20 protein-coding genes and 2 tRNA genes are annotated in these 23517 nt (G+C 64.3%); 11 read left to right on the top strand and 11 right to left on the bottom strand.

Features of this window, described 5'->3' with window-relative positions:
- Positions 1–28: 28 nt before the first annotated feature.
- Positions 29–118, bottom strand: a tRNA-Ser gene (locus OXR00_RS17260).
- 146 nt (positions 119–264) lie between these two features.
- Here OXR00_RS17260 and hspQ point away from each other — a divergent pair.
- The gene (gene hspQ / locus OXR00_RS17255; RefSeq protein WP_242150846.1) at positions 265–645 is read left to right on the top strand and encodes a heat shock protein HspQ; all 381 of its coding nucleotides are present in this window, start codon (positions 265–267) and stop codon (positions 643–645) included.
- Between the two features lie 99 nt (positions 646–744).
- Here the strand turns inward: hspQ and OXR00_RS17250 are convergent, their stop codons facing one another.
- Complete coding sequence (locus OXR00_RS17250; RefSeq protein WP_267389480.1) at positions 745–3417, bottom strand: TonB-dependent receptor; 2673 nt, start codon at positions 3415–3417, stop codon at positions 745–747.
- Positions 3418–3931: 514 nt separating this feature from the next.
- On the opposite strand from OXR00_RS17250, the gene rplU reads away from it, so the two are divergent.
- From rplU to OXR00_RS17235, 3 genes are all read left to right on the top strand, one after another.
- Complete coding sequence (gene rplU, locus OXR00_RS17245; protein ID WP_242150840.1) at positions 3932–4246, top strand: 50S ribosomal protein L21; 315 nt, start codon at positions 3932–3934, stop codon at positions 4244–4246.
- A gap of 13 nt (positions 4247–4259) precedes the next feature.
- A complete protein-coding gene (rpmA, locus tag OXR00_RS17240) occupies positions 4260–4529 on the top strand; it encodes a 50S ribosomal protein L27 (RefSeq protein ID WP_242150837.1) in 270 nt (89 codons plus the stop codon).
- A 169-nt stretch (positions 4530–4698) separates the two neighbouring features.
- A complete protein-coding gene (locus tag OXR00_RS17235; protein ID WP_267389479.1) occupies positions 4699–5244 on the top strand; it encodes a GNAT family N-acetyltransferase in 546 nt (181 codons plus the stop codon).
- A gap of 8 nt (positions 5245–5252) precedes the next feature.
- Here the strand turns inward: OXR00_RS17235 and OXR00_RS17230 are convergent, their stop codons facing one another.
- On the bottom strand, positions 5253–6116 hold the full coding sequence (locus OXR00_RS17230; protein WP_267389478.1) for a metal-dependent hydrolase: 864 nt from the start codon (positions 6114–6116) through the stop codon (positions 5253–5255).
- 53 nt (positions 6117–6169) lie between these two features.
- Here OXR00_RS17230 and OXR00_RS17225 point away from each other — a divergent pair, with 53 nt between their 5' ends.
- The 3 genes from OXR00_RS17225 (at position 6170) to OXR00_RS17215 (ending at position 8345) form a co-directional block, all read left to right on the top strand.
- Positions 6170–6745, top strand: a complete 576-nt coding sequence (locus OXR00_RS17225; RefSeq protein ID WP_267389477.1) for a TetR/AcrR family transcriptional regulator — start codon at positions 6170–6172, stop codon at positions 6743–6745.
- 114 nt (positions 6746–6859) lie between these two features.
- Positions 6860–7906 carry a GTPase ObgE gene (gene obgE, locus OXR00_RS17220; RefSeq protein WP_242150827.1) on the top strand — a complete coding sequence of 349 codons (1047 nt, stop codon included), beginning with the start codon at positions 6860–6862 and terminating at the stop codon, positions 7904–7906.
- A gap of 37 nt (positions 7907–7943) precedes the next feature.
- Positions 7944–8345 (top strand): hypothetical protein, encoded by a 402-nt coding sequence (locus OXR00_RS17215; protein WP_267389476.1) that lies wholly within the window; start codon positions 7944–7946, stop codon positions 8343–8345.
- Positions 8346–8379: 34 nt separating this feature from the next.
- Here the strand turns inward: OXR00_RS17215 and OXR00_RS17210 are convergent, their stop codons facing one another.
- From OXR00_RS17210 to OXR00_RS17195, 4 genes are read right to left on the bottom strand one after another with little or no spacing between them, the layout of a single operon-like run.
- Positions 8380–8982: an ATP-binding cassette domain-containing protein gene (locus OXR00_RS17210; protein WP_267389475.1), complete on the bottom strand. Its 603-nt coding sequence runs from the start codon at positions 8980–8982 to the stop codon at positions 8380–8382.
- Positions 8972–9661 (bottom strand): molybdate ABC transporter permease subunit, encoded by a 690-nt coding sequence (modB, locus tag OXR00_RS17205; protein ID WP_267389474.1) that lies wholly within the window; start codon positions 9659–9661, stop codon positions 8972–8974. Before modB ends, OXR00_RS17210 begins: the two co-directional genes overlap by 11 nt.
- Before the next feature lie 31 nt (positions 9662–9692).
- Positions 9693–10457: a molybdate ABC transporter substrate-binding protein gene (modA, locus tag OXR00_RS17200; protein ID WP_267389473.1), complete on the bottom strand. Its 765-nt coding sequence runs from the start codon at positions 10455–10457 to the stop codon at positions 9693–9695.
- Positions 10458–10489: 32 nt separating this feature from the next.
- On the bottom strand, positions 10490–13864 hold the full coding sequence (locus OXR00_RS17195) for a glycosyltransferase (RefSeq protein WP_267389472.1): 3375 nt from the start codon (positions 13862–13864) through the stop codon (positions 10490–10492).
- Positions 13865–14104: 240 nt separating this feature from the next.
- On the opposite strand from OXR00_RS17195, the gene OXR00_RS17190 reads away from it, so the two are divergent.
- Positions 14105–14181, top strand: a tRNA-Pro gene (locus tag OXR00_RS17190).
- Positions 14182–14323: 142 nt separating this feature from the next.
- On the opposite strand, the gene OXR00_RS17185 is transcribed toward OXR00_RS17190, so the two are convergent.
- Complete coding sequence (locus OXR00_RS17185; protein ID WP_267389471.1) at positions 14324–14857, bottom strand: peroxiredoxin; 534 nt, start codon at positions 14855–14857, stop codon at positions 14324–14326.
- 141 nt (positions 14858–14998) lie between these two features.
- Here OXR00_RS17185 and lepA point away from each other — a divergent pair, with 141 nt between their 5' ends.
- Positions 14999–16810 (top strand): translation elongation factor 4, encoded by a 1812-nt coding sequence (gene lepA / locus OXR00_RS17180; RefSeq protein ID WP_267389470.1) that lies wholly within the window; start codon positions 14999–15001, stop codon positions 16808–16810.
- A 116-nt stretch (positions 16811–16926) separates the two neighbouring features.
- Here the strand turns inward: lepA and OXR00_RS17175 are convergent, their stop codons facing one another.
- The gene (locus OXR00_RS17175) at positions 16927–17796 is read right to left on the bottom strand and encodes a nucleotide-binding protein (RefSeq protein ID WP_267389469.1); all 870 of its coding nucleotides are present in this window, start codon (positions 17794–17796) and stop codon (positions 16927–16929) included.
- Positions 17797–17953: 157 nt separating this feature from the next.
- Positions 17954–18937: a hypothetical protein gene (locus OXR00_RS17170; RefSeq protein WP_267389468.1), complete on the bottom strand. Its 984-nt coding sequence runs from the start codon at positions 18935–18937 to the stop codon at positions 17954–17956.
- Between the two features lie 192 nt (positions 18938–19129).
- Between OXR00_RS17170 and OXR00_RS17165 the strand changes: the two genes are divergently transcribed.
- Entirely contained in the window at positions 19130–20008 is an 879-nt protein-coding gene (locus OXR00_RS17165) for a hypothetical protein (protein ID WP_267389467.1), read from the top strand.
- Entirely contained in the window at positions 20005–20484 is a 480-nt protein-coding gene (locus tag OXR00_RS17160; protein ID WP_267389466.1) for a hypothetical protein, read from the top strand. The genes OXR00_RS17165 and OXR00_RS17160 overlap by 4 nt, the downstream gene beginning before the upstream one ends.
- A 45-nt stretch (positions 20485–20529) precedes the next feature.
- Here OXR00_RS17160 and OXR00_RS17155 read toward each other — a convergent pair whose 3' ends face one another.
- Positions 20530–23457: a TonB-dependent receptor gene (locus OXR00_RS17155; RefSeq protein ID WP_267389465.1), complete on the bottom strand. Its 2928-nt coding sequence runs from the start codon at positions 23455–23457 to the stop codon at positions 20530–20532.
- Positions 23458–23517 lie beyond the last annotated feature (60 nt).

The raw sequence follows: 23517 nt of genomic DNA, 5'->3' as shown, positions 1-23517 counted from the left end.
TCTTACGATCCCAGTCATAGAGAGGAAGTGGCGGAGAGGGTGGGATTCGAACCCACGGTGAGCTTGCACCCACGCCGCATTTCGAGTGCGGTACATTCGACCACTCTGCCACCTCTCCGCGAGGTCATATGATGCCAATCTGCGAACGTGCCGCAGATCCGCACCGGTCGGTGAGCGGGCGCCTCTAACGCAAAGGCGGTGGGCGCACAAGTCCGATCATCGCAATCTTCTTGTGCGGCCGCGAACATGCCCTAGATTGGGCTCATGCAGCGATCGACCCTTTCCGTTCCGCCGTTCGACACGGCCACCCCCCTGCCCCCGGTCGCGCACGCCCGCTTTGCGATCGGCGACGTGGTCCGTCACCGCAGCTTCGACTTCCGCGGCGTGATCTTTGATGTCGACCCGGTCTTCGCCAACAGCGAGGAATGGTACGAGTCGATCCCCGAGAGCGCACGGCCGCGCAAGGACCAACCGTTCTACCATCTGCTCGCCGAGAACATGGAGTCGACATATGTCGCCTATGTCAGCCAGCAGAACCTTGTGGCCGACGATACCGACGAGCCGGTCGATCATCCCGCCATCTCCGGATTGTTCACCGATTTCGCGGATGGCCGCTACACGCTCCGGCGCGAGCATCGCCACTGATCTGACCCGGGCATTCTGCTCGTCTCCGCCAAAGGGCGGCAGGCGGCGACGCGGCAACGGGCGGCGACCATCTCCGGTCGCCGCCCGCCACCCGTCACATCACCAACGCAGCGTCGCGCGGGCGTAATAATAGCCGCCGTTAATGCCGAACGGTGAGAACGTCGGGTACACGTTGGATGAATAGGTCCGTGAGCCCGAGGCAAGCTGTGCCCCGCGAATGTTCTCGAACGATGTCTTGGTCGGATAGTGGTTGGTCAGGTTGTTCGCGCCGATCGAAAGTTTCAGCGGCTTGAGAACCTGCAAACCGAGCTCGAGATCGGTGAGGAACGCTGGGGCAATGCGGACCTCGTAGTCGGCGCCCTTGAGCGGACTGTTGCCCGGCGTGGCGACTAGGTTCTTGGTCACCGAATAGAAACTCTCGCGCAGGTTCACACTGAACTTGCCAAGCTCCCAATACGCCGCCGCCGTCGCGCGGAACTTCGGTGTGCTCTCCTCAAGCTGGCTAACACTGTAGCGGTCGATCAACTGCGTCTTCGTCGGCTGCGTGGTGCTGGTGTAGAGCGCGGACGGCAGCGCGTTGATGCCCAGCACCTTGTTGTCGTTGTAGTTCGCGGTGAACGACCAGTCGACATGGCCGAGGTTGTCGAAATCGGTCGAATAATTCGCCACGAAATCAATACCGCGCGTCCGCATCTTCACGCCGTTCACGAACGACTGGATCGAGACCGAACCATCGATGTTGCGGGTGCCGAGGTTGTTGAGCAACACATAGCTCGGGATGCTGCCGCCAAGCGCGCCGGCGACCGCATCGAGCACGACCTGCTGGTTCTGGATTGCATAATTGTCCGCGTTGAACGGCTGGCAACCCGTGGCGGTGACACCCTGCGGGCAATAGCCGCCGCTGAAGCCCGAAAAGCTGCTCGAGATGACGATGCGGTTGCGGATTTCTATCCAGTACCCGTCGAGCGTGAAGGTCACGCGCGGGGCGGGATTGACAACGAAGCCGAGGCTGAAGTTGGTCGACTTCTCCGGCTTCAGCCCGCCGAAGCCAAGCGACGCCGCACCCGCCGAGTTGGGCGGCAGCACGCCGCTGACCGAACTCGGGCCGACGTTGATGCCCGAGTAGAAGCCCTCCGCCAGCGTCGGCGCACGGAAGCCGGTGGAGACCGTACCGCGAACCGCAAATTCCTTCGACAGATCGAAGCGCGTCGTCAGCTTGAACACCGTGGTGTCGCCGAAATCGCTGTAATGTTCGTGGCGGACGGCGCCGTCGATCAACCACGGCTCGATCGGCTTGACGCTGACGTCGAGATATTGCGCGAACACGTTACGCGTGTTCGAACTGGCATCGTTCGGGCTGTACCCGAAGAAGGACTGCGCGCCGCCACCATAATAGGAAGCGGGATCGCCGGCGAGGAGCTGGTATTTTTCATGCCGGTACTCGAGACCGCCGGCGACGTTGAGATCACCAGCCAGCCCGATATCGAACGGGTGGGTCAGATCGAGCGTGTTGTCGAGCTGACTGTTGACGAAATCGCCGTCGTGGAAGGTGGTCGGCGTAGTACCGGTCGCCTTGTAAAGCTGTGCGTTGGCCGAATTGAGCACGTATACGCCGACAAAATCGCGACCGTATGTCGATGCCACATCGAAGGTCGTCTCGCCGAGTGCGCCCTTGAAGCCGCCGGTGAACGAATAATCCGTCTCACGGATCGATTCCTGCGGCTGGAACCCGCCAGCATAGAACGGCACGCCGGCGACGCCGCCCGCCGCGATCGTGCCAGCGCCGCTCACCACGGTGTCGGGTGGCCGGGTGTTTTCATAGGCGCTGGCGATCTTGTGACCGTAGCTGCCGAAGCTGTAGAGTTCGAAATCGCCGAACTTGTAGCCCGCGTTGTACATCACCGAGGTTTGGTCGATCTTGGGATCGCCCTCGATGCGGTTGGTGTAGGGATAATATGGCAGGTTGAGGATCGCCGGATATTTGGCGAGATAGGCGACTGCGCCCGGCGTGTTACCATAGACCTGCGGGTTGACGTCGCCGCGGAAGCTGTAGTCCTTAAACTTCTTCTCGGCGGTGACGTTCAGGTACGCGCCGTCGAAGGGCGCGATGCCGATGTTGCCGCTGATGGTATAGGATTTGCCCCCCTGATCGAAATACTGGCCGCCGGTCGCGCTCAGTACGCCGCCATGGTCGGCGGTCTTCTGGATGAAGTTGATGACGCCGGCGATCGCGTCGGTACCGTATTGGGCGGCGGCGCCATCCTGCAGGACTTCGACGTGATCGATCGAGTCGGGCAGGATGAAGCTGATATCGGGCGCGGCGCTGCCGCCATAGGGGCCGCCGGCGACCGACACGTTGGCGGTACCGTGGCGGCGCTTGCCGTTGACAAGGATCAGCGTGTGGTTCGGGCTGAGGCCGCGCAGCTTGAGCTGGAGGTTGTGCGCCTGAAGATCACTGCCGAACGACTGCGCCTGGATCGACGGCAGGTTCTGCGCGAGGCTCTGGATCAGGTCGGGCGATCCGGTGCGCTTCAACGCGTCGTTGCCGAGGATCTGGATCGGCGCGGGGCTGTCCGCCGCGCGCATGCCGGTGGTTCGCGTGCCGGTGACGATGATGTCGGTTCCGTCGCTGTCGGCGACCTGCGGATCGGCGGGCTCGGCGGCCGGCGCGGGATCCGCCGGTGTTGCGGCGGGCGCGGTCTCGGCGAGCGCTGGCGCGACCCAGGCCATCGCACAGGCCAGCGCAGCCAAGGATATCGAATGTCGTGTCATCAATGTCTTTCCCCCAGGTGAATGCATTCCGTCAGACGTCCACTCCGATATTCTGTTCTCATTGCGCTCCGTTCGCGATGATCGGCACATCCCGACAATCAATAACGGTCGGCGGAAGTCACACCTTTACCTGCCGCAAAGCAGCATCTTCAAAATGTTCGCGTTCTTCTTACACCCCTTGAGGCAGCCGCGTCCTAATCTGACGCGACCACCGGTCAAACACTACGCTCAGCTGCCGCGGCACTTACCCGAAGCCGCTTGACGTCATGTCGACACGCGAATGACGCCATATCGATCGCCGCATTGCAACATAAACATCATGCCTTGAGCGCCACTATCTTCAGGAAAACCAGTTTCTCAGGAATGTGATGCATATGTGCAACGGTTCGCCCGATCCGCGATCGGTGCGGTTCTGCGGTTGACAGCGCGGCCACCGTGCCATAGCTGGCGCTTCTTTCCCGCGCCGGGTCCGTCCTGAGCGTGGGGTATCGATGTTTTGAAAGTGATGAGGGCCATGTTCGCAATCGTGCGCACGGGCGGCAAGCAATACCGCGTTGCCGCTGGAGACAAGATCGTCGTCGAAAAGCTCGACGGTGAAGCCGGTGCGTCGATCACGCTCGGCGATATCCTGCTTGCGGGCGAAGGCTCGGAGCTGAAGTCGATCGAGGGGCTGACCGTCTCTGCAGAGATCATCGCGCAGGCGAAGGCCGATAAGGTCATCGTCTTCAAGAAGCGTCGTCGTCATAACTATCGCCGCAAGAACGGGCATCGTCAGCAGCACACGATCCTGAAGATCACCGCCATCGGCGGTGAGTCGGCGCAGGCGTAAGGAGTCTCACGATATGGCACATAAGAAAGCAGGCGGTTCGTCGCGCAACGGTCGTGATTCGGCCGGTCGTCGTCTTGGCGTGAAGAAGTTCGGTGGCGAGATCGCCATTCCGGGCAACATTCTCGTTCGTCAGCGCGGTACCAAGTTCTACCCGGGCACCAACGTCGGCATGGGCACGGACCATACCCTCTTCGCGCTCGTCGAGGGCCGCGTAGTGTTCAAGGAAGGCAAGCTCGGCCGCAAGTTCTGCTCGGTCGAGGCGCTGGCGCAAGCCGCAGAATAACGGGTAACCGGACGGGTTGCCCACCAGGGCGACCCGGATGTCCACAGACATCGAATAAGGGAGACGGGTCGCCCCGGCTCCCTTTTTTCATGCTCCCTCCACGGCACTGTCGTCGCCATGTCATCCCGGCATGGCAGACGTCCGCGCAAAGACGAGGAGAGTTTTCAAGATGTTCGCCCGGACTTCCAGATTGACGCTGCGCCCCGGCTGGCCCGAGGATGCCGCTGCCGTCGCAGCAGCGATCGCGCATCCGTCGGTCGCCGCCAATCTGTCGCGTGTGCCCTGGCCCTATACGGAAGCCGATGCCCGCACGTGGCTGGCGATGCCGCGTGGTGCGACCGACCCCTGCTTGCTGATCTTGGCGCATGAGCGGGCCGAGCCGAGCCTGATCGGCGCGATCTCGATCGAGGCGGTGGCGAACGGCCCGCCTGAACTCGGCTATTGGTTGACGCCGTCTGCCTGGGGGCGCGGTTATGCCACCGAGGCCGGTCATGCCATGCTGCACATGGCGCGTCACGCACTCGGCATGACGCGGCTGAACGCGCGGCACTTTATCGACAACCCTGCCTCGGCACGCGTGCTCGCCAAGCTTGGCTTTCGCGAAACCGGTCGGGCCGCGACTTTCTCGCGGGCGCGTGGCCGTGAGGTGGCGAGCGTCACCATGGCGTGCGACCTCGCCGACTCGCCGCCACAAGACATGCCACTCGCGGCCTGACCGGTCGGTCAGGCCGCCACCGCCGCACGCGGCAGCACCGCCGCCGCATAGTCGCTTTCCGCCCGGGCGATGAGCGCGCGATCGTCGCTGTTCCACGGATGGAAGCCGGGCAGGAAGTAGCTCGCCCATGCGCCGAAGATCTTGCGCACCATCCCCGGCCGCACCAGCGCGTAGCCAAGCGTACCAAGGTGCGCGCGCGGCCCGGTGATACCATCCTGCCGCAGCAACTCGATGATGCCGAGATAGCGGCCGACGAAGAACTTTCGCGCGGTGGTGAGCATCACCAGCGACTTGAACAGCCAGCGCCGCGTGCGCGACCAGTCGCGCGTCGCATGCAACCAGGTGTCATAGGCGACGCCCTTGTGCTCGATCTCCTCGGCGGCGTGCCAACGCCACATCGCCGCCGCCTGCGGCTCCGCCCCCCCGTCGAGATGGCGCGGATCGGCGAGCAGCGCGTGCGCGAGGATGGCGGTAAAATGCTCCAGCGCCATCGTTGCCGCCAGCCGTGCGATCGCCGGCTTGCCATCGGTCAGCGCCAGCGCCTCGTCGACATGGGTATCGAGCAGCGACACGTCATACCCCTGATCGGTGACGTGGCGGTTGAACGCGACATGCTCGCGCGTGTGCAGCACCTCCTGCTTGATGAAGGCGTTGATCTCGGCGGCCAGACGCGGCGGCGTACCCTCGCGAAAGGCGCGCACGCTATCGACGAAGAACCCCTCGCCTTTCGGAAAGGTGATCGACAGCGCATTGTAGAAGGCGGTGGCGACCGGATCGTCGTTCATCCACCAGCGCGTCCGACGCATGCCTCGGCCAAAGCGCAGATCGCGCGGCGTGATCGTCAGATCGGCAGGCGTGGTTGCTTTCGCCATGAAAACCTCCAGACAGAATGCTTGGGGCCATGAACTAGGTACTACTTACACCCGTGTCAATAACGCCGAAACGCCTGAATCAGGAACAGTCGCGTCTGGCCGCGATCGATGCCGCGCGCGACCTGCTGATCGCCGATGGCCCGCAAGCGGTGACGCTGAAGGCGGTGGCGGCGCGGATCGGGCGGACGCACGCCAATCTCCTCCACCATTTCGGCAGCGCCGCCGGGCTGCAAAGCGCGCTCATTACCCACCTCGCCGATACCATCACCGCGCGGATCGGTGACACCGCCAAGCGCGCCCGTAGCGGCGACGCCGATCCGCGCGAGGTGGTGGACCTTACCTTCGATGCATTTGCGCACGGCGGCGGCGCGATGGCGAGCTGGATGATCCTGTCGGGCAAGCACGACGCGCTCGACCCGGTGCTGAGCGCGATCCACCGGCTCGTCGACGATCTTGCCGAGGGCGACGATGCGGCACGCGTGCGGGCGGAGACGTTGCAGCTGGTGCTGGCGGCGATGGGGGATGCGTTGCTTGGAGGTGCGATGGCGAAGGCGCTGGGCGTACCGCGCGAGAGTGCGCGGGAATTGGCCACGCAGGCGCTGGTGGCGTCGCGGTTGGTGGCCGGGTAGTGCGGCTGGGTAGCGCCGCGGCATAGCCGCGTCGTCGGCCCTCGCTATGGCAAGGCCGGCCGGGCGCGCTTCACCCCCTCGCTTTAGCTGCGCTAAAGCGTTAGGCAGCGCGCTATGCATTTTCTCGATCAAGCAAAAATCTTCGTCCGCTCGGGCGCGGGCGGCCCCGGCGCCGTCAGTTTCCGGCGTGAGAAGTTCATCGAATATGGCGGCCCCGACGGCGGCAACGGTGGCAAGGGTGGCGACATCATCTTCGAAGCGGTCGCCGGTCTCAACACGCTGATCGACTTTCGCTACACCCAGCATTTCCGCGCGCCACGTGGCCATGGCGGCTCGGGCAGCAACCGCACCGGCGGCGGCGGCGACGATCTCGTCATCAAGGTGCCGGTCGGCACGCAGATCATGGACGAGGAGCGCGAGGAAGTGCTGCTTGATTTCACCCACGCCGGCCAGCGCGAGGTGTTCCTGCGCGGCGGCGACGGCGGGCGCGGCAACGCTACCTACAAGACCTCGACCAACCGCGCACCGCGTCAGCACGGCACCGGCTGGCCGTATCAGGAGGCGTGGCTGTGGCTGCGGCTCAAGCTGCTTGCTGACGCCGGGCTGGTCGGGTTGCCCAATGCGGGCAAGTCGACCTTCATCAATGCCGTTACCAACGCGCAGGCCAAGGTCGGCGCCTATGCCTTCACCACGACGCGCCCGCAGCTTGGCGTGGTGCGCCATCACAGCCGCGAATTCGTCATCGCCGATATTCCCGGGCTGATCGCGGGTGCGGCCGAGGGCGCTGGCATCGGCGACCGTTTCCTCGGCCATATCGAACGGTGCAAGGTGCTGCTCCATCTGGTTGACGCCAATGACGAGGATGTTGCGGAGAGCTACCGCATCGTCCGTGACGAACTCGAGAATTACGGCGGCGGGCTGACCGACAAACCGGTGGTGGTCGCGCTCAACAAGGTCGATACGCTGGACGATGAACTGATCGCCGCGCTGCTCGCGGAACTGGAGGAAGCGAGCGGCACGGAAGTGATCGCGATTTCAGGCGCGGCCGGCACCGGTACCGATTGGGCGCTAGACCGTCTGCTGGAGGCGATCGGGCCGGACGCCGCAACGGTCGACGAGCACGATGATGGCGAAGAGTCGATCGAGTGGTCCCCCGTCTGAACCGCAAATATCGAGTCGCCTGCGAAACGAGGGAGCCTTGTGCGAAGATGCGCGTTTGATCGCCGCGCAGCAGAAGTCGCTGCTCAATTTCAGGAGTGAACCGATGAAGCTGATGATGCTCGCCGCACTGGCGATCGCTACCCCAGTCGCCGCTTTCGCCCAGACGACGCCGGCTCCGGCCGATCCCGCCATGGCGCAACCGGCAACCGACGCAGCGCAGGCCGCGCCTGCTGATCCCGCAGCCACTCCGGCAGACCCTGCCGCTTCGGCACCGGCGGCTGGCTCGCCGCAGATGGGCGTACCAATGTCCTCGCCCGCGCCCGCCGCACAGGACAGCTATCCTGTCTGCTCAGCGACCGTGCATGACCAATGCCGCGAAGGCGCTGGTGGCAAGCACATGGGCGGCAGCCACAAGATGATGCATCGCAAGCGCAAGTGAAGTCTCAGGGCGGGTGCCGCAGCGCCCGCCCTGCTCACAGTGCGACGATGCGCGTGGCGATCCGCTCCGCTTCTCCCATGTCGTGAGTGACCATCAGGATTGGCAGACCCAATACATCCCGGACGTGCTCGATAGCGATGAGGATCTCGTCCCGCCGCGCCCGGTCGAGCGAGGATAACGGCTCATCGAGCAACAGGAACTCGGGCGCGCTGAGCAAAGCCCGACCAATGCTGACCCGCTGCGCCTCGCCGCCCGACAGCGTTCTCGGCCAGCGATCGAGCAGATGCGCGATGCCGAGGAAGTCGATGCCGCCAAAGTCAGGCGCAGCCCCCCGAACACCATAGCGCAAATTGTCCCGCACCCGCATGTGCGGGAACAGCCGTGCTTCCTGGAAGACGTAGCCGACGGAGCGCCGTTCTGGTGGCACGTTGACCCCTGTGGCAGACTCGTACAGCGTTCTGTCGCCGACACGGATGTGCCCTTCGTCCGGCGGCAACAAGCCCGCGATCATGTTCAACACGCTCGTCTTGCCCGCACCCGACGGCCCGAACAACACGGTCGCGCCTTGGTCAGCCTCAAGCGTGACAGCGATTTGCGCATCACCGAGGCGCTTACGGAGGCGCACGTCAAACGCCACCCTGCCCCCTTCCTGCGCGCCGAACGAGCACTTCGGATGCGACCAGCGCAAGCAGCGACAATATCACCGAAATTGTTGCGAGCCGCCACACCATAGCGTCACCGTCGGGTTGCTGGAGCGCGCTGTAGATCGCGAGCGGCAGTGTCTGTGTCTCGCCCGGAACGTTCGACACGAACGTGATCGTCGCGCCAAATTCGCCGAGACCGCGCGCAAAGCCGAGCACCAGACCCGCCAATACGCCCGGCAAGCTCAACGGCAGCGTGATTGTCCGAAACACCCGCCATCGCCCGGCACCAAGCGTACGCGCGGCATTCTCCAGCTTTCGATCGACCGCTTCGATCGACAACCGTATCGCACGCACCATCAGCGGCAGCGCCATCACACCGGCCGCGATCGCAGCGCCGCTCCAGCGGAACAACACGGTGACGCCGAACCAGTGGTCCAGCCAGAAGCCGATCGGCCCCTGTGGCGCGAACAGGATCAGCAGCACCCATCCCGTCACCACCGGCGGGACCACCAGCGGCAGGTGTACGACGGCATCGACCAGCAACTTGCCGGGGAAGGCGACCCGCGCGAGCAGCCACGCGAGCGCAAAAGCAATCGGCAACGTTGCCGTGATCGCAACGGCGCCGATGCGGAGCGACAATACCACGATGTGCCATTCGGCCGCAGTCAGCATCGACGCCGCCATCCAGGTCGCACCCGGGCGATCATTTCACCGAGAAACCGTACCGTACGAAGATCGCTTTGCCGGCAGCACTTAACAGGAACCGCCGGAACCCCTCTCCCTCCGGATTGTTCGACGACGCCAAGCGCGCGATTGGATAGGTGATCGGCGGGTGCGTGCGCTCCGGGAACACGCCCGCGATTCGCACTTTCGACGAAGCGCGCGCATCAGTCGCATAGACGATGCCGAGCGGCGCAGCACCACGCTCGACCAAAGCCAAAGTCGCCCGGACGTTTTCGGCCGACACGATACGCGGCTGAACCGCCGCCAGCACACCCAGCTTCGTCAGTGCCTCTCGTCCGTATTTGCCAGCTGGCACCGAGGCGTCGGCCATCGCCAATGGCCCTCCAGCGAGGAAACGTGCCAGCCGAGGGCCGCCAGCGGGCGCACGCATATGGCTGTGTACCGGGGCGACGATCACCAGCCGGTTGCCGAGGAAGGTCGCGCGGCTGGCAGGGACGATGAGCTTCCGCGCCGCGACTTCGTTCATCCAGCCCTCATCGGCGGACACGAACAGATCGGCGCGGGCGCCCGCCTCGATTTGTCGGGCGAGCGCGGAAGAGCCTGCGAACGATACCACCGGACGGGGATGGCCGCGCGCCGCCCAGCTATCGGCTGCGGCGTTCATTGATTCCTGCAGGCTGGCGGCAGCGAGCACAAGCGGCGGCACGGGTGCTGCCGCAACGGCTACGCTCGGAATCGAGAGCAGGACCAACGTGGTGAGGCGACACAAGAAACGGATCAACATATCTGCCGGTATACAGCATGCGCGGCGCAGCGCTACATGTTGACCCGACCGGTGCGGGCGAGCTTGCCCCAACCGACCTTCGGTCCGCGCAACGCCTGGGTTATCGCCTTCAGCACCACGTAATACATCACCTGCCGATAGCCGATCCGCTGCGGTATCAGCAGCAGTAACAGCTTCCAGTTTTCACGTCGTTCGAGCGCGAAGGCGATGGTGGCGGCGAGCAGATCGATTGCGGTAAACACCAGCCAGTAGATCAGCATCGTCTCGACATCGTGCTGGGTCTGCGCCCAGCCGTGCGCACGCACCGCGATGTAAGTCATGATGAAGCTGATGATCAGCGCGAGATCGATGATCGGCGAGATCGCCGCCAGCACGATCTGGAACAGGATCGCTTGCGGCAAGCCGACCCGGGCAAGGCCCGCAGGCTTGCCGCGCGCGATGACGATGCCGTGCTTCCACAGACACTGCAGCGTGCCGTAGGCCCAGCGGAAGCGCTGCTTGGCGAGACCCTTCAGCGTTTCCGGACTTTCCGTCCAGGCAACCGCATATTGGTCGTAGGTGACCTTCCATCCGGCGCGCTGAATACCGATGGTGAGATCCTGATCCTCCGCCAGCGTATCATCGGGATAGCCGCCGACGCTGCGTATGGCCTCCAGCCGCCACGCGCCGACCGCGCCCGGCACCACGGTCATCGCGTTCAGCCGCGCAAGCGCACGCCGTTCAAGATTTTGGGCGGTGATATATTCGAGCGCCTGCCAGCGGGTAATCAGATTTACGCGGTTGCCGACCTTGGCATTTCCCGCCACCGCACCAAGCGCGGGATCAACAAACCAGCGCGCCAGCCGCGCAATCGTAGTCGGCTCGAACTGGGTATCTGCATCAAGCGCGATGACGATCTCGCCAGTCGCCAGCGCCATGCCCTGATTGAGTGCGCGCGCCTTGCCGCCATTCTCCAGCGTCAGCAGCCGTACACGCGGTTCATCCGCGAATGCGCTGCGAACCACCGCGCTGGTGCCGTCGCTCGATCCGTCGTCTATGACAATCACTTCGAGCCGCACGTCGGTACTCGCCAGCACACCACGCACGGCGCGCTCGATCACGGTTTCCTCGTTGAATGCCGGGATCATGACCGTGACGAAGCGGCTCGGGTCTATTGGCGGGAAGATCGTCAATCCTTCGCGCCGAGCCTGAATAAGCGCCAGCGCCGATAGCGTCAGCGCACGCCCGATACCAATTGTGATCGCAAAAAAGAAAATCCAGCCAAGCGCGACAACTGTATTGCCGAGTGCGGTAAACACGAACAGGTCCGCCGACGATGCAAGCCGGTCGCTCTCCGAGATCGGCGGCATCGCGACATCACGCGGAATACCGGCGAGCGTCGAGACCGGAACGAAACGGATGCCGCGCGCCTTGAGCTCGCGAATGATGATGGGCAGCGCGTCGACCGTCTGCTGACGATTGCCGCCACCGTCGTGGAGCAGGATGACATTGCGGCTGCAACTCGCATCCGATTGCGCATTGCACACCGGCGGCGGGTACGCCTCACTCACGACCTTGTCGATAATCTCCTGCACGCCCGGCCGCTTCCAATCATCCGGGTCGACATGGAGACCGACAGAAATGTAGCCACGATTCTGCGCCTGAAGCACCGGCTCGATTTCGTCCGCCGTGGTCGGCTCGGCATCGCCGAAATACGGCGCGCGGAACAGCCGGAGCGATCGCCCGGTGAACGCCTGGAACAGCCGCTGCGTGGTGTTGAGTTGGAACGCCGTCTCGGTATCGGTCGATCCCGCCATATTGGGATGCGTATAGCTGTGGCTGCCGACCTCGTGCCCCTCACGCACCATCCGTTCCAGCAAGGAGCGCTGCGTCAGTGCGTTCTCGCCGATGACGAAAAACGTGGCGGGGACATGCTCGGCCTTCAGGATATCGAGGATCTTCGGCGTCCAAGTCGGATCGGGTCCGTCGTCGAACGTCAGCGCGACATAGCCCGGTTTGTAGCCGGTGCGCTGCACCACGTACGGCGACGGCAGCCGGGTGAAATCGACGCGGTCGATCAGCCCGTTGGTGGCGGTGGCGTTGCGTTGCCCGGTAACCGGGGTGCCGGCGATCTTGAGGATCTCGCCATTGCCGTCGATATCGACATCGGTGCCGACAGGGATCGTGTTCATCACCGAAGGCGCCGGTAGGGTGCGATGCGGCCGCCCGAAGATCGACCACAGCCCCGGGTCCTCCGAACCGAGCCGCCACAACGCCACCGCGCCGAGCTTGGCGCGATTGAGGAACTGGATCTGGTTATAGGCGGAAGGCGCATCGAGCATCCACAACACGTGGCGCACATTGCCCTCCTGATAGGCGAAACTGGTGTTGCCGCTGGTCTTGTCAAACACGGGCGTCGCGCCGGACTCGCGCGCGGCCTCCCACGCTTCGTCGATCGCCACCGGGTCACCGCCGGCCGCGCTGTCGCTGTGCCAGTCGTAACCGTAATTGCCGATCGCCACGACGATCTTGTTGCGGGGCAAGCCGTTGGCGGCACGTGCGACCGCGCGTTCGAACCAAGCCTGCGATGCGATTGGGCCGGGCGGGCTGCTCAGTTCGTGTTCGTCATACGCCATCAGGAACAGCCGGTCGACGACCGGAACGAACGCCTTGAGGTCCCAAGAATCCTCGCCGACCGGTACCGCGATGGCGATGATCCAGCCGCGCTTGGCAAAGCGGGCCTTGGCCTCGCGCAGGAAGGCGCGGTAATCGGGCAGCGCCTTGCGGGGCAGTTCCTCGAAATCGAAAAACGCGCCGCCCGCCTGATTTGCGGCAAGCCACGGCTCGAGCTTGTCGAGCAGCGCGCGGCGCTGCGCCGGGTCGTGCAGCAGCGCCGTCATGCCGGCACTATCCCAATCGCCCTGCAAAGCGTTCTGGATCATCGGCAGCAGCAGCGGGCGGCGCTGAGCGCGGTTGAGGATTTCCTTGCCAGCCGTATCGCGGAACACGGTGATGTGATGGTTAGCGCCCGTCACGCTCACCCAACCGGGGATCAGCCAGTCGAGATCGTTGACATGGCGGCGCAGCGATGAGGCGCTCGATGGGTCCCACGGCACATGGAAGGCGATGGCGAGCGGTGCATTGTCACCCGGCTGCACACCGCGCGCCGGCGCGCCGGTGAGCGTGCGTGCGTAATCCAGCAACTGGCGGCGCGTCCGCTTCAGCAGCGGCTCATGCGGCGGCGGCAGGCGGACGAGCGCGGGATGTTCGGCGCTGACCGGCAGCAACGGCGCGCGCGGCACGACGCCGATCGACAGCGCAAGCGCGACGATCGACAGAATGATAAGTGCAATAAAGGCACCGACCGCGACGGCAAAGCGCCGCCGCCTGCGTCCCGACGCATCGAAGAAGACCGGCGCGTTCGACATAAACCCTTACATTCTCCCGTTTCGGACCGACCCTAACAGCGTGTTTGCGACCCCGAAAGCAGGCTTGGCGATGACAAAGCGTTCATCCGGGTTCCTGCGTAGGCATATCACGCCGGCGCTCGTCCACCCGGAGCGCGTACAAGGCGAGCGATGACCTGCTCCAGGCATCTTGCCGCATTTGCCGATTTAACGCTTGCCCACGCCAGACCATCCCGCTAGGGGCGCTCTCCTGCAATGTGTCGGGGCGTGGCGCAGTCTGGTAGCGCACTGGTCTCGGGGTCCAGGGGTCGTAGGTTCGAATCCTATCGCCCCGACCATTGCAGCATTCCCCAAATCATCGGTGACCCTGAGCTCCCGCCGCGCGTTAGCGGCGGCGCAGGATGTGATGCATCGTGCACCGGCGACGTGTCGCATGGAAGCGGCGATGCGCAGTACGCACCGCCGCCGCACCTTCCCGAATCAGCCCTTCTTGGCGAGCGCCTTGACCGCCGCCATCGTGCCCGAGACGTGACCCTCCGGGCTCGGCTCGGACAGGACGTAAGCGATCGTGCCGTTCTTCGCGATCACGAACGACGTGCGGTTCGTCCAGCCGGTCTTTTGCGGCAGCGTCACATCGTAACCGCTGATCGTTGCCGGCGTTGCGACGCCGACCGGGAACTTGTTGCGGCACTCCTGCACCGAGAATTCCTTGATGCGATCGACGTTGCCCGCGGTGAGGCCGATCAGCGTAGCGCCAAGCTTCTTATACTGGTCGGCGGCTTCGGCGAACTCATGCGCCTCGATCGTGCAGCCGGAGGTGAAGGCGGCGGGGAAGAAATACAGCACCACCGGCCCCTTCTTCAGCGCGTTCTGAAGTATGAAGGTGAAGCTCTTGCCACCCACCGCCGCTTGCGTGGTGAACAGCGGGGCCTTGGCGCCGACCGCGATCGCGGCATGGGCGGGCGCGACGAACGCGAGCGAGGCGGCGGTGAAGGCGGCTACGAACTTCAGCATCGGGGATCTCCTGTCGAACAGATCGAACCCGCTTGCTCTACGCGCTGCGGTGGTGCGCCGCCAGCATGATCCTTCCCGCTTTGGTTTATCGGCCAAGCAATGCTATCGGCACGACATCCTCCTGATGACAGAATGGTCGACGTGACAACGCCTCTCGAAAAGATCCGTAATTTCAGTATCATCGCGCATATCGACCATGGCAAGTCGACGCTGGCCGACCGGTTGATCCAACAGACCGGGGGCCTCAGCGACCGTGAGATGTCCGAGCAGGTGCTCGACAATATGGATATCGAGAAGGAGCGCGGCATCACCATCAAGGCGCAGACGGTGCGCCTCGCCTACAAGGCGGACGATGGCGAGACGTATACGCTGAACCTGATGGACACGCCCGGCCACGTCGATTTCGCCTATGAAGTGTCGCGTAGCCTGGCCGCGTGCGAGGGCGCGCTGCTGGTGGTGGACGCCGCGCAAGGGGTGGAGGCGCAGACGCTCGCCAACGTGTACCAGTCGATCGAGCATGATCATGAGATCGTGCCCGTCATTAACAAGATCGACCTGCCCGCCGCCGATGCCGACAAGGTGAAGGCGGAGATCGAGGAGGTGATCGGCCTCGACGCGAGCCAGGCGGTGCTGACCTCCGCCAAATCGGGCATCGGCATCCGCGAGACGCTGGAGGCGATCGTCACGCGCATCCCGCACCCCAAGGGCGACGCCACCGCGCCGCTCAAGGCGATGCTGGTGGATAGCTGGTACGACCCGTATCTCGGCGTCGTCATCCTGATCCGCGTGATCGACGGGGTTCTGAAAAAGGGCCAGCACGTCAAGTTCATGCAGGCCGGCACCGAGCATCTCGTCGACCGGGTCGGCTGCTTCCGCCCCAAGATCGAGCAGCTCGCCGACCTCGGGCCGGGCGAGATCGGCTTCATCACCGCGCAGATCAAGGATGTCGCGCAGGCGCGCGTCGGCGATACGCTGACCGATGTGAAGCGCCCTGCCCTCGAGGCGCTGGCGGGCTTCAAGGAAGTGCAGCCGGTGGTGTTCTGCGGGCTGTTCCCGGTCGACGCCGCCGATTTCGAGAAACTGCGCGAGAGCATTTCGCGGCTGCGGCTGAACGATGCGAGCTTCTCGTTCGAAATGGAGACGTCGGCGGCGCTGGGCTTCGGCTTCCGCTGCGGGTTCCTCGGGCTGCTGCATCTGGAGATCATCCAGGAGCGGCTGACGCGCGAATACGACCTCGACCTCATCACCACCGCGCCGTCGGTGGTGTACGAGATCGAGCTGACGCATGGTGGCGGCCATATCGAGCTGCACAACCCCGCCGACATGCCCGAACCCAACAAGATCGAGAGCATCGCCGAGCCGTGGATTCAGGCGGTGATCTACGTGCCCGACGAATATCTCGGCTCGATCCTGAAACTGTGTCAGGACCGGCGCGGCATCCAGAAGGACCTCACCTATGTCGGCGGGCGCGCGCAGGCGACGTATGAACTGCCGCTCAACGAAGTGGTGTTCGATTTCTACGACCGGCTGAAGTCGCTGTCGAAGGGCTATGCCAGCTTCGATTATGTCCAGATCGGCTACCGCGAGGGCGATCTCGTCAAGATGGGCATCCTCGTCAACGAGGAGCCGGTCGACGCGCTCAGCATGATCGTCCACCGCAGCACGGCGGAAACGCGCGGGCGCGGCATGGTCGAGCGGCTGAAGGAACTGATCCCGCGCCACATGTTCAAGATCCCGATCCAGGCGGCGATCGGCGGCAAGGTGATCGCGCGCGAGACGATCAGCGCGATGCGCAAGGACGTGACCGCGAAATGCTATGGCGGCGACGCGACGCGCAAGCGCAAGCTGCTCGACAAGCAGAAGAAGGGCAAGGCGCGGATGCGCGAGTACGGCTCGGTTTCGATCCCGCAGGAAGCGTTCATCGCCGCGCTGCGCATGGGCGACGAAAATTAGGAAGCGCGTCAGGCTAAGCGCAGCTTAGCCTCGGATCGAAACCGGCCCGGCCGGCGGCGCCTTAGCGCCGTCCGACGACGCGGCTTTGCCGCGGCGGGGTTGCTTTACTAAGCGCATCATCGTGACATTACCGTATTCCAGTCAATGGAAAATCCGGCGGCAGAAAGCTCTTTGCTAAGCGCTACTTTCCATGCGCCCGCCTCATCAAACTTTTCATATACGACACCGCCAAAATCGGTTGGTATCTCTAATTCTGATCGAACTAGAGCGCACACACGATTTCGATTTAGCTTACCAATAAAATATCCTAACTCTAATATAACATTTTGTCGTGCCCTCGCCTTTGCTTCTTGACCATTTGCGGCACCGGAATCGTCTGGCGTCAAAATTACGACAGCAAATCCAACGTCGGAGTGATGCTCAATTTTTTCAATTATCGTTCGCCCTTGACTGGCTTGTTCGTGCAGAATGATAGGCTTTATTGAAAGAGACGATAAAAATCGTGCAACCGCTTCTTTTGCTTCGCCATCATGACCATGAACAATAAAAGCACTTTTCAAGTCGCCGCCAATCGCAGCTACGACGCTAACGGATTCGTCAGAGACTTCAGATAGGCGCTCTTCGAGCGCTGCAATCGCGGAACACAAAGTCGATTTTGATTCATCTAGAGATTTCTTTGCGTAATCCCTTACATCTCCAATTGTATCCGGATCGTACCCGGCCATGAAAATACCTCCGGTGTACACCCCAGCTGCCGACTGATATCTTTTGTATTCAACGCTACCTTGCTCAAAAGTCCTCGTTAGAGCTTCTTCTATAGAATTTGTAATCCTAATTGTTTCCGGATCACCGTGCTTCGTCATTATTCTGTTTACGTCAAATTCTTCAATTTCCGTCACGCGCTTCTTTAGGCGAGCGACCCCACGACGAAGCTGGTCGGCGGTCATTTCCGGTTGAACAATAACGGGTGTTTGCCGTCTCGCCATAACGTCTCCGATCTATCTGGTCTCCATAAGCCGGAGCCACGGATCGATCTTTGACATTAGAAACGTGCAGGCTCAACTACGTCCAACATTCTGGGTTTGTGATCTGTTTGATCACTCGGCTCAGGCGATTACACGTCACTTGGGACGCTTTAACAGTTCACCCCCCACGCCAAGCCGCCCAAGTCTCCTCCTTCGCCGCCGCCTCCCACATCGCCTGCGCCTTGGCGATCTGTCGCTGCGCGTCGCGCTGTGCCCGCTCCCGCGCGGCGTAGGTCGGGCCGCCCCAGAACGAACGCGGCCGGTCGTAGTGCGGGTTGGTGTCGGGACGCGGCGGCGCATCTTCCCGCGCCCAGACGTCGCGGCGGACCTCCTCCATCATCTTGCAGAATTCGCTGGCATAGGTCGGCGCGGACTCTGCGCCGGCGATGCTGTCGGTCCATAGCTCAATCGCGCGGGCGCCGAGCCCCGCCGAGCCGAGCATCAGTTCGATGCAGGTGAGCTGGCGCACGGTGAAGTCGGCGGCGACCACCTCCCCGGCGCGGCGGGCGCGGCGTTCGTAAGCGATCTTGGCCTTGTAGCGATCGAGCGTGGCGGCGAGCCAGGTGAGCCGCTCCATCTTCTCTTCCTCGGGCAGATTGTCCTCGGCCTCGGCCGCCTCGCGCGCGGCCTTGCAGACCGGGCAATGCTCCTGCGCCTCGCGCTCGATCGTCTCGCGGCTGCGGGTGCCGTGGGCGAGGCCGGGGCCGCCGTAGCGATCGGCGAGGTGGTGGCGCAGGATGAACATGAGCAGCCGGTCGCTATACTTGCGTTTTTCGCCGACGATCTCGCCGCGCCAGAACACGGGATCGGCGACGCCTTCGGTGGCGCGGTCGATGGCGATATCGGCGAGGCGCTGCACGCCGTGATCAAGGGCTGCGGTCCAGGCGGCGCGGAAGCTTTCGGCGCCGGGCTGGCGGCGGAGGTAATAGGCGCCCTCCGCGCTCATGTTGATGCGTTTGGCGGCGGCCTTGACCGAGCCGAGTTCGGCGAGCGCGTCGATAAAGGCGCGTTGCCGCTCGGGCGTCCAGCCGTCGTAGCGGGCCTTGCGCGGGACGGGCTCGAACTCGGGCACCGGGCGGAGCGTGGGGGTGAGGTTCTGCATGGGGTGCGCCGCTAACCCGTTTGGTTCGTGTAGGACAGCGGTGTTGCGGGGCGATCGGCCGGGCGTGCGGATCGCACCGTTCGTCGCCGGGGGGCACGCTCGTTTCGGGGGGATAACATTAACGCCCCTAGGAATAGACTCAGGTGGGGGTCGCGGGGGTATCGGCGACCGATCCGTCTTGAGGAGGATGGTGTGCGTTCGAGGGTTCGGCTGTGGCCGCTGCTGGCGGCGGGGTGTGCGGGATTGGTGGGGATGGCGGCGCCGGTGGGGGCGCAATCGTCGGGTCCGGTCGCGACGAACGGCGTCGGCACCGCCTTCGAGCTGGCGTTCTGGCAATCGGTTGGCGCGAGTGCCGATCCGTCGCTGTATCAGGCGTATCTGGAGCAATATCCGACCGGCACGTTCGCCGCGCTCGCCCGTGCCAAGATCGCGGGGATGCGCCGGGCGGAGCCGGTGTCGGTGCCGGTTGCGCCGGTTGCCCCGGTCGCGCCGGTGCCCGTGCCGGCGGCGGTCGCGGTCGCACCCCCGGTTGCGCCTGCGCCGGCGCCGACGCCGGTTGCCGCCGCGCCCGAACCGGCGATGCGGATGATCCCGGCGATGATCGCGCCGTTCCCGGTGCCGGCCACGCCCGCGCCGCCGCCGGCGGGATCGGTGATCGGCAACGCAGCGCTGCTTGCAGCACTGGCGCAGTCGCAGATCGGCGGGGCGGTACCGGTCGCATCCGCCACCGCCCTGCCCGCGCCGCCGGTGCTCACGCCGGTGCCGGCGATCGCGGTACCCGACCGGTTCTGTTCGGCCGAGGCGCGCAACCAGTTCCACGACACCGTCTACAAGCCGGCGATGACGCTGGCGGCGGCGAACAACGCCGCGACGATCCGCTACCTGCAGACGCTGGACGCGCAATATCGCGCGTCGGGCGCGCAACGCGATGCGGCAGGGATGAACGCGGTCGCGGCGGGATCGAAGGCATATCAGCCGGTAGCGGGCGCGGCGTTCGCCACCAGCAACGTCTATCTCAAACTGTTCGACCGGATCATGGCGACGCCGATCACGCGGTGTCGCGCGTCATGAGGCGGATGCTGGGCGGCGCGGTTGCCGCGCTGGTCGGCCTGAGTGGCCATGCCGCCGCCGCGACGGAAGGGCCGGCGGTGTGCTGGGACGATCGCACGCTGTCCGCGGCAAGGGTGGTCGAGTTCCGCGAGATCGGGCTCGACGTGCAGTTGCGCTGCCGGCTGATCGGGCTGGACCTGACGCCGGGCTATGTTCGCGTCCTGGAACGCTACCGGGGCGATTTCGACGCGGCGGACGGCGCGATCAAGGCGCATTACCATGCCGACGACGGCCGCACGGGATGGATCGCGTATCAACGCTACATCACCCATGTCACCAACATCTACGGCGGCGGCGCGACGACGGTGACGCACTGCCAGACGTTCGCGAGCGTGCTGGGCGAACTCTCCTCCCCGGAGGTGCCGGCAGGCGCGCTTGGTGCGGTGGTCGCCGCGATGGTCAAGGATCCGCACGTCGACGCGACGATCTGCGGGTAAACGCAGGCGGCGGGGCGTCGAAGCCCCCGCCGCCTGCGCCTGGACTCACAGACCGTAGGACAGCCGCAGATAGCCGAACTGGCCGGGCAGATCGTAGGTGGTGGGATCGAAATTGGCGCTGTCGCAGGTGTTGCACGACGGTGGCGCCTTGTTGAACACGTTGTTGACGCCCGCGGTCAGCCGCAGCTTGCTGTTGAGCCATGCGGGTGAGAAATACACCTGCACGTCGCCGTAGAAGGTCGCGCCCATGCGGTGACCGTCGCTTTCGTACACCGCGCTGATGTAGCGCGCGGTAAAGCTCGCGCCGAATGCCGCGCTCGACCAGTCGAGCGTCGAGTTCAGCTTGAACTCGGGGAACGCCTGATCGGTGTTGAGGCAGCGTTCGGTGCCAACGCAGCGCAGCGTCGGCGCGTTGAGTTCGGCGGGTGGTGCGACGTCGTACTTGATGATGTACGCCGCATTGGCGCTCAGCCCGATCGTACCGCCGTAGACGGCGGGCGAGCGATACAGGAACGTCGCGTCGAGGCCGGAGGTGTTGATCGCGTTGAGGTTCTGGAGCGTGCCGTTGATGCCGGCGACTTCACCCGACACGGTGCGGGTGATGTTGGCGCAACTAACCGGATCGCCGTTGAACGCGCAGCGGTTGAGCGTGAGCGTGCCGGGGACCGAATCGACTGCGTTCTTGAGCTCGATGCTATAGTAATTGACCTCGAGGCTCATGCTGCTGGCGAAGCTGCCGCGCGCCCAGGACGGGCTGTAGACACCGCCCGCGGTCCAGGTGGTCGCGGTTTCGGGTTTAAGCGCGGTCGAGCCTTGCGAGAAGATGCCGATCTGCCCGCCCTGCGACTCCGCGTAGCTGCCGTTGGCCGGTACGCCGTTGGCGATGCAGTTGGCGCGGACGGTCGCGTTGCTCTGGAACGCGCCACCGCTCGCGCTGGTGCACGGATCGTTGATGGTCGCATCGAAGCGCGAGCGACCGGCGTAGAGTTCGCCGAGGCTCGGTGCGCGCAGGCTTTCCGCATAGCCGCCCCGGAACAGCAGGTCCGGCACCGGCTTCCACAGGCCGGATGCGGTGAACACGGTGTTGCCGCCGAACGTCGAGTAATCCGAGTGGCGGACCGCGCCGTCAAACTCGAGCCGGTGGAAGAACGGCATGTTGGCGAGGATCGGCACGCGGATTTCGCCGTAAACCTCGTCGGTATTGTAGCTGCCGCGCGCCGGGCTGGTCGGTACGTCGGCGCCGAGCCCGGCGACGATGACCGGATCGGGATCGTAGCTCGCGCGCTGATCGCGATGTTCATAGCCGATCGCCACACCGACCGCGCCGGCCGGGAGTTGGAACAGATCGCCCGACAGGTTGGCGGTGAAATCGGCGAGGCGCTGCTCGCTCTTGTCGTGTTCGTCGAACGTCACGTACTTGAGCATCGCCGGCGTGATCGTGCCGGGACCACCCACCGCCGCGCCGCCGAAGATGTTGAACGGCACGCAGTCTCCGGTGCAGTTCGCCACCGGACCGAGCGCCTGCGCGAGCCTGGCCGCGTTGAGGTTGCCGGTGAAGATCTGGTGCGCGTCGTTCAGGCCCCAGACGCCGTTGACGTCCCAATACCATTTATGTTCGCCGACGTGGAACGACCCGTCGAGCGTGGCGGATGCCGTGAAGGTGTTGACGTCCTGCGAGAAGGTGCGCTGACCGCCCTCGACGAAGCGGCGGTTGATGCCGGTATAGTTGGCCGGCAACGCCGAAGGGGTTCCGTCCTGATTGACCCCCGACGAGAGCGTGACACCGAAGGGATTGTACGGGTTGGTCGCGTCGATCGAGATGCGGTCGAGCAGATTGCCGTTACCGGCGCCCGGCCCGATCGCGAGCGGCAGGAACGCCGCTTGGGTGGTCGAATTGCGCTTGTTGTAGACGAGCTTGGTGCGGAAATGGACCGCGTCGGACAATTCCTGCTTGAAGTTGAAGAACGCGCCATAGCGTTCGTTGGGGGTGAGCAGATAGTTGAACGGCGAGAAGTTGAACCGGCTCGCGTCGGTAAAGGTCGTGAAATCCGCCGCTGTCGGGTTGCGGCCGGTAACCGGCGCCTTCAGCGTCAGGTTGGTGCCGACGCCGATCAGATTGCCGACCGCCGCGCTGACCCGGTAGCGGCCGAGCGGCGGGGTGCCGCTACAGCCGACGCCATCCGGGAAGTTCGGGTCGACGCAGCTCGTTGCATAGGGTGCGGGATATTGTGAGATCGCGCGGTCGGCGGTGCGGACCGGGTCCTGCTTGGTGTAATAGCCGCCGAACACCGCGGAGGTACCGCTGTCCGGCTTCTGGATGCCGTAGCTCAGCTCGTAATTCTGGGTGTGGCCGTCGCCCTGCCGATAGGTGCCGAACTGCGCATTGGCTTGCAGACCCTTCTGGCTCTGCTTGGTGATGATGTTGACCACCCCGGCGACCGCGTCCGAGCCGTACAGCGGCGATGCGCCCGATTGCAGCACCTCGACTCGCTCGATCATGTTGGTCGGGATTTCGTTGAGATCGACCGAGGCGGGGATGCCGCCCGCCGACGAGCCGTTGACGTAGCGGATGCCGTCCACCAGCACGAGCGTGCGCTTCGCGCCGAGGTAGCGCAGGTCGATCTCCGCCGCGCCCGAGCTGACGCCGGTGCCGTCGGGCGGGCCGCCGATGTTGCCCGCGTTGTTGACCTTCGTGTTGAGGCCGCCGCTCGCACTCGGCAGGCGTTGCAGCACGTCCGCGATCGAGGAGAGGCCGGTCTTGCCGATCGCCGACTGGTCGACGGTAAGAACGGGTTTGTCCTGATCGAGCGGATCGCGGCGGATGCGCGAACCGGTCACGACGATATCGTCGCCACCTGCGGCCGGCACGTCAGCCGGCGCGCTGACCTGCGCACCGGCCGGCATCGCGAGCGTTGCCGCCGTGATCGCAACCATGGCCGCGCCGGAAAATGTCCTGAACTTGATCTTGAGCATCGAATATGTCCCCTATTCGCGCTTCAAGACACCCCCTCTGTTATCGAGCGGCATAGAGAC

Origin of the sequence: Sphingomonas sp. GC_Shp_3 (assembly GCF_026540945.1) — a bacterium.
Lineage (GTDB): Bacteria > Pseudomonadota > Alphaproteobacteria > Sphingomonadales > Sphingomonadaceae > Sphingomonas.
Note: the sequence above shows the minus strand (reverse complement) of the source record. Positions and strands in the feature narration are given on the sequence as shown.

Excerpts from the sequence above, each read along its gene's own strand:
- modA (WP_267389473.1), bottom strand. The coding sequence starts at position 10,457 with ATGTTGATCCGTTTCTTGTGTCGCCTCACCACGTTGGTCCTGCTCTCG.
- OXR00_RS17235 (WP_267389479.1), top strand. The coding sequence starts at position 4,699 with ATGTTCGCCCGGACTTCCAGATTGACGCTGCGCCCCGGCTGGCCCGAG.
- OXR00_RS17170 (WP_267389468.1), bottom strand. The coding sequence starts at position 18,937 with ATGCAGAACCTCACCCCCACGCTCCGCCCGGTGCCCGAGTTCGAGCCC.
- OXR00_RS17250 (WP_267389480.1), bottom strand. The coding sequence starts at position 3,417 with ATGACACGACATTCGATATCCTTGGCTGCGCTGGCCTGTGCGATGGCC.
- modB (WP_267389474.1), bottom strand. The coding sequence starts at position 9,661 with ATGCTGACTGCGGCCGAATGGCACATCGTGGTATTGTCGCTCCGCATC.
- OXR00_RS17185 (WP_267389471.1), bottom strand. The coding sequence starts at position 14,857 with ATGCTGAAGTTCGTAGCCGCCTTCACCGCCGCCTCGCTCGCGTTCGTC.
- hspQ (WP_242150846.1), top strand. The coding sequence starts at position 265 with ATGCAGCGATCGACCCTTTCCGTTCCGCCGTTCGACACGGCCACCCCC.
- OXR00_RS17160 (WP_267389466.1), top strand. The coding sequence starts at position 20,005 with ATGAGGCGGATGCTGGGCGGCGCGGTTGCCGCGCTGGTCGGCCTGAGT.
- OXR00_RS17195 (WP_267389472.1), bottom strand. The coding sequence starts at position 13,864 with ATGTCGAACGCGCCGGTCTTCTTCGATGCGTCGGGACGCAGGCGGCGG.
- OXR00_RS17155 (WP_267389465.1), bottom strand. The coding sequence starts at position 23,457 with ATGCTCAAGATCAAGTTCAGGACATTTTCCGGCGCGGCCATGGTTGCG.
- obgE (WP_242150827.1), top strand. The coding sequence starts at position 6,860 with ATGCATTTTCTCGATCAAGCAAAAATCTTCGTCCGCTCGGGCGCGGGC.
- OXR00_RS17230 (WP_267389478.1), bottom strand. The coding sequence starts at position 6,116 with ATGGCGAAAGCAACCACGCCTGCCGATCTGACGATCACGCCGCGCGAT.
- rpmA (WP_242150837.1), top strand. The coding sequence starts at position 4,260 with ATGGCACATAAGAAAGCAGGCGGTTCGTCGCGCAACGGTCGTGATTCG.
- OXR00_RS17175 (WP_267389469.1), bottom strand. The coding sequence starts at position 17,796 with ATGGCGAGACGGCAAACACCCGTTATTGTTCAACCGGAAATGACCGCC.
- rplU (WP_242150840.1), top strand. The coding sequence starts at position 3,932 with ATGTTCGCAATCGTGCGCACGGGCGGCAAGCAATACCGCGTTGCCGCT.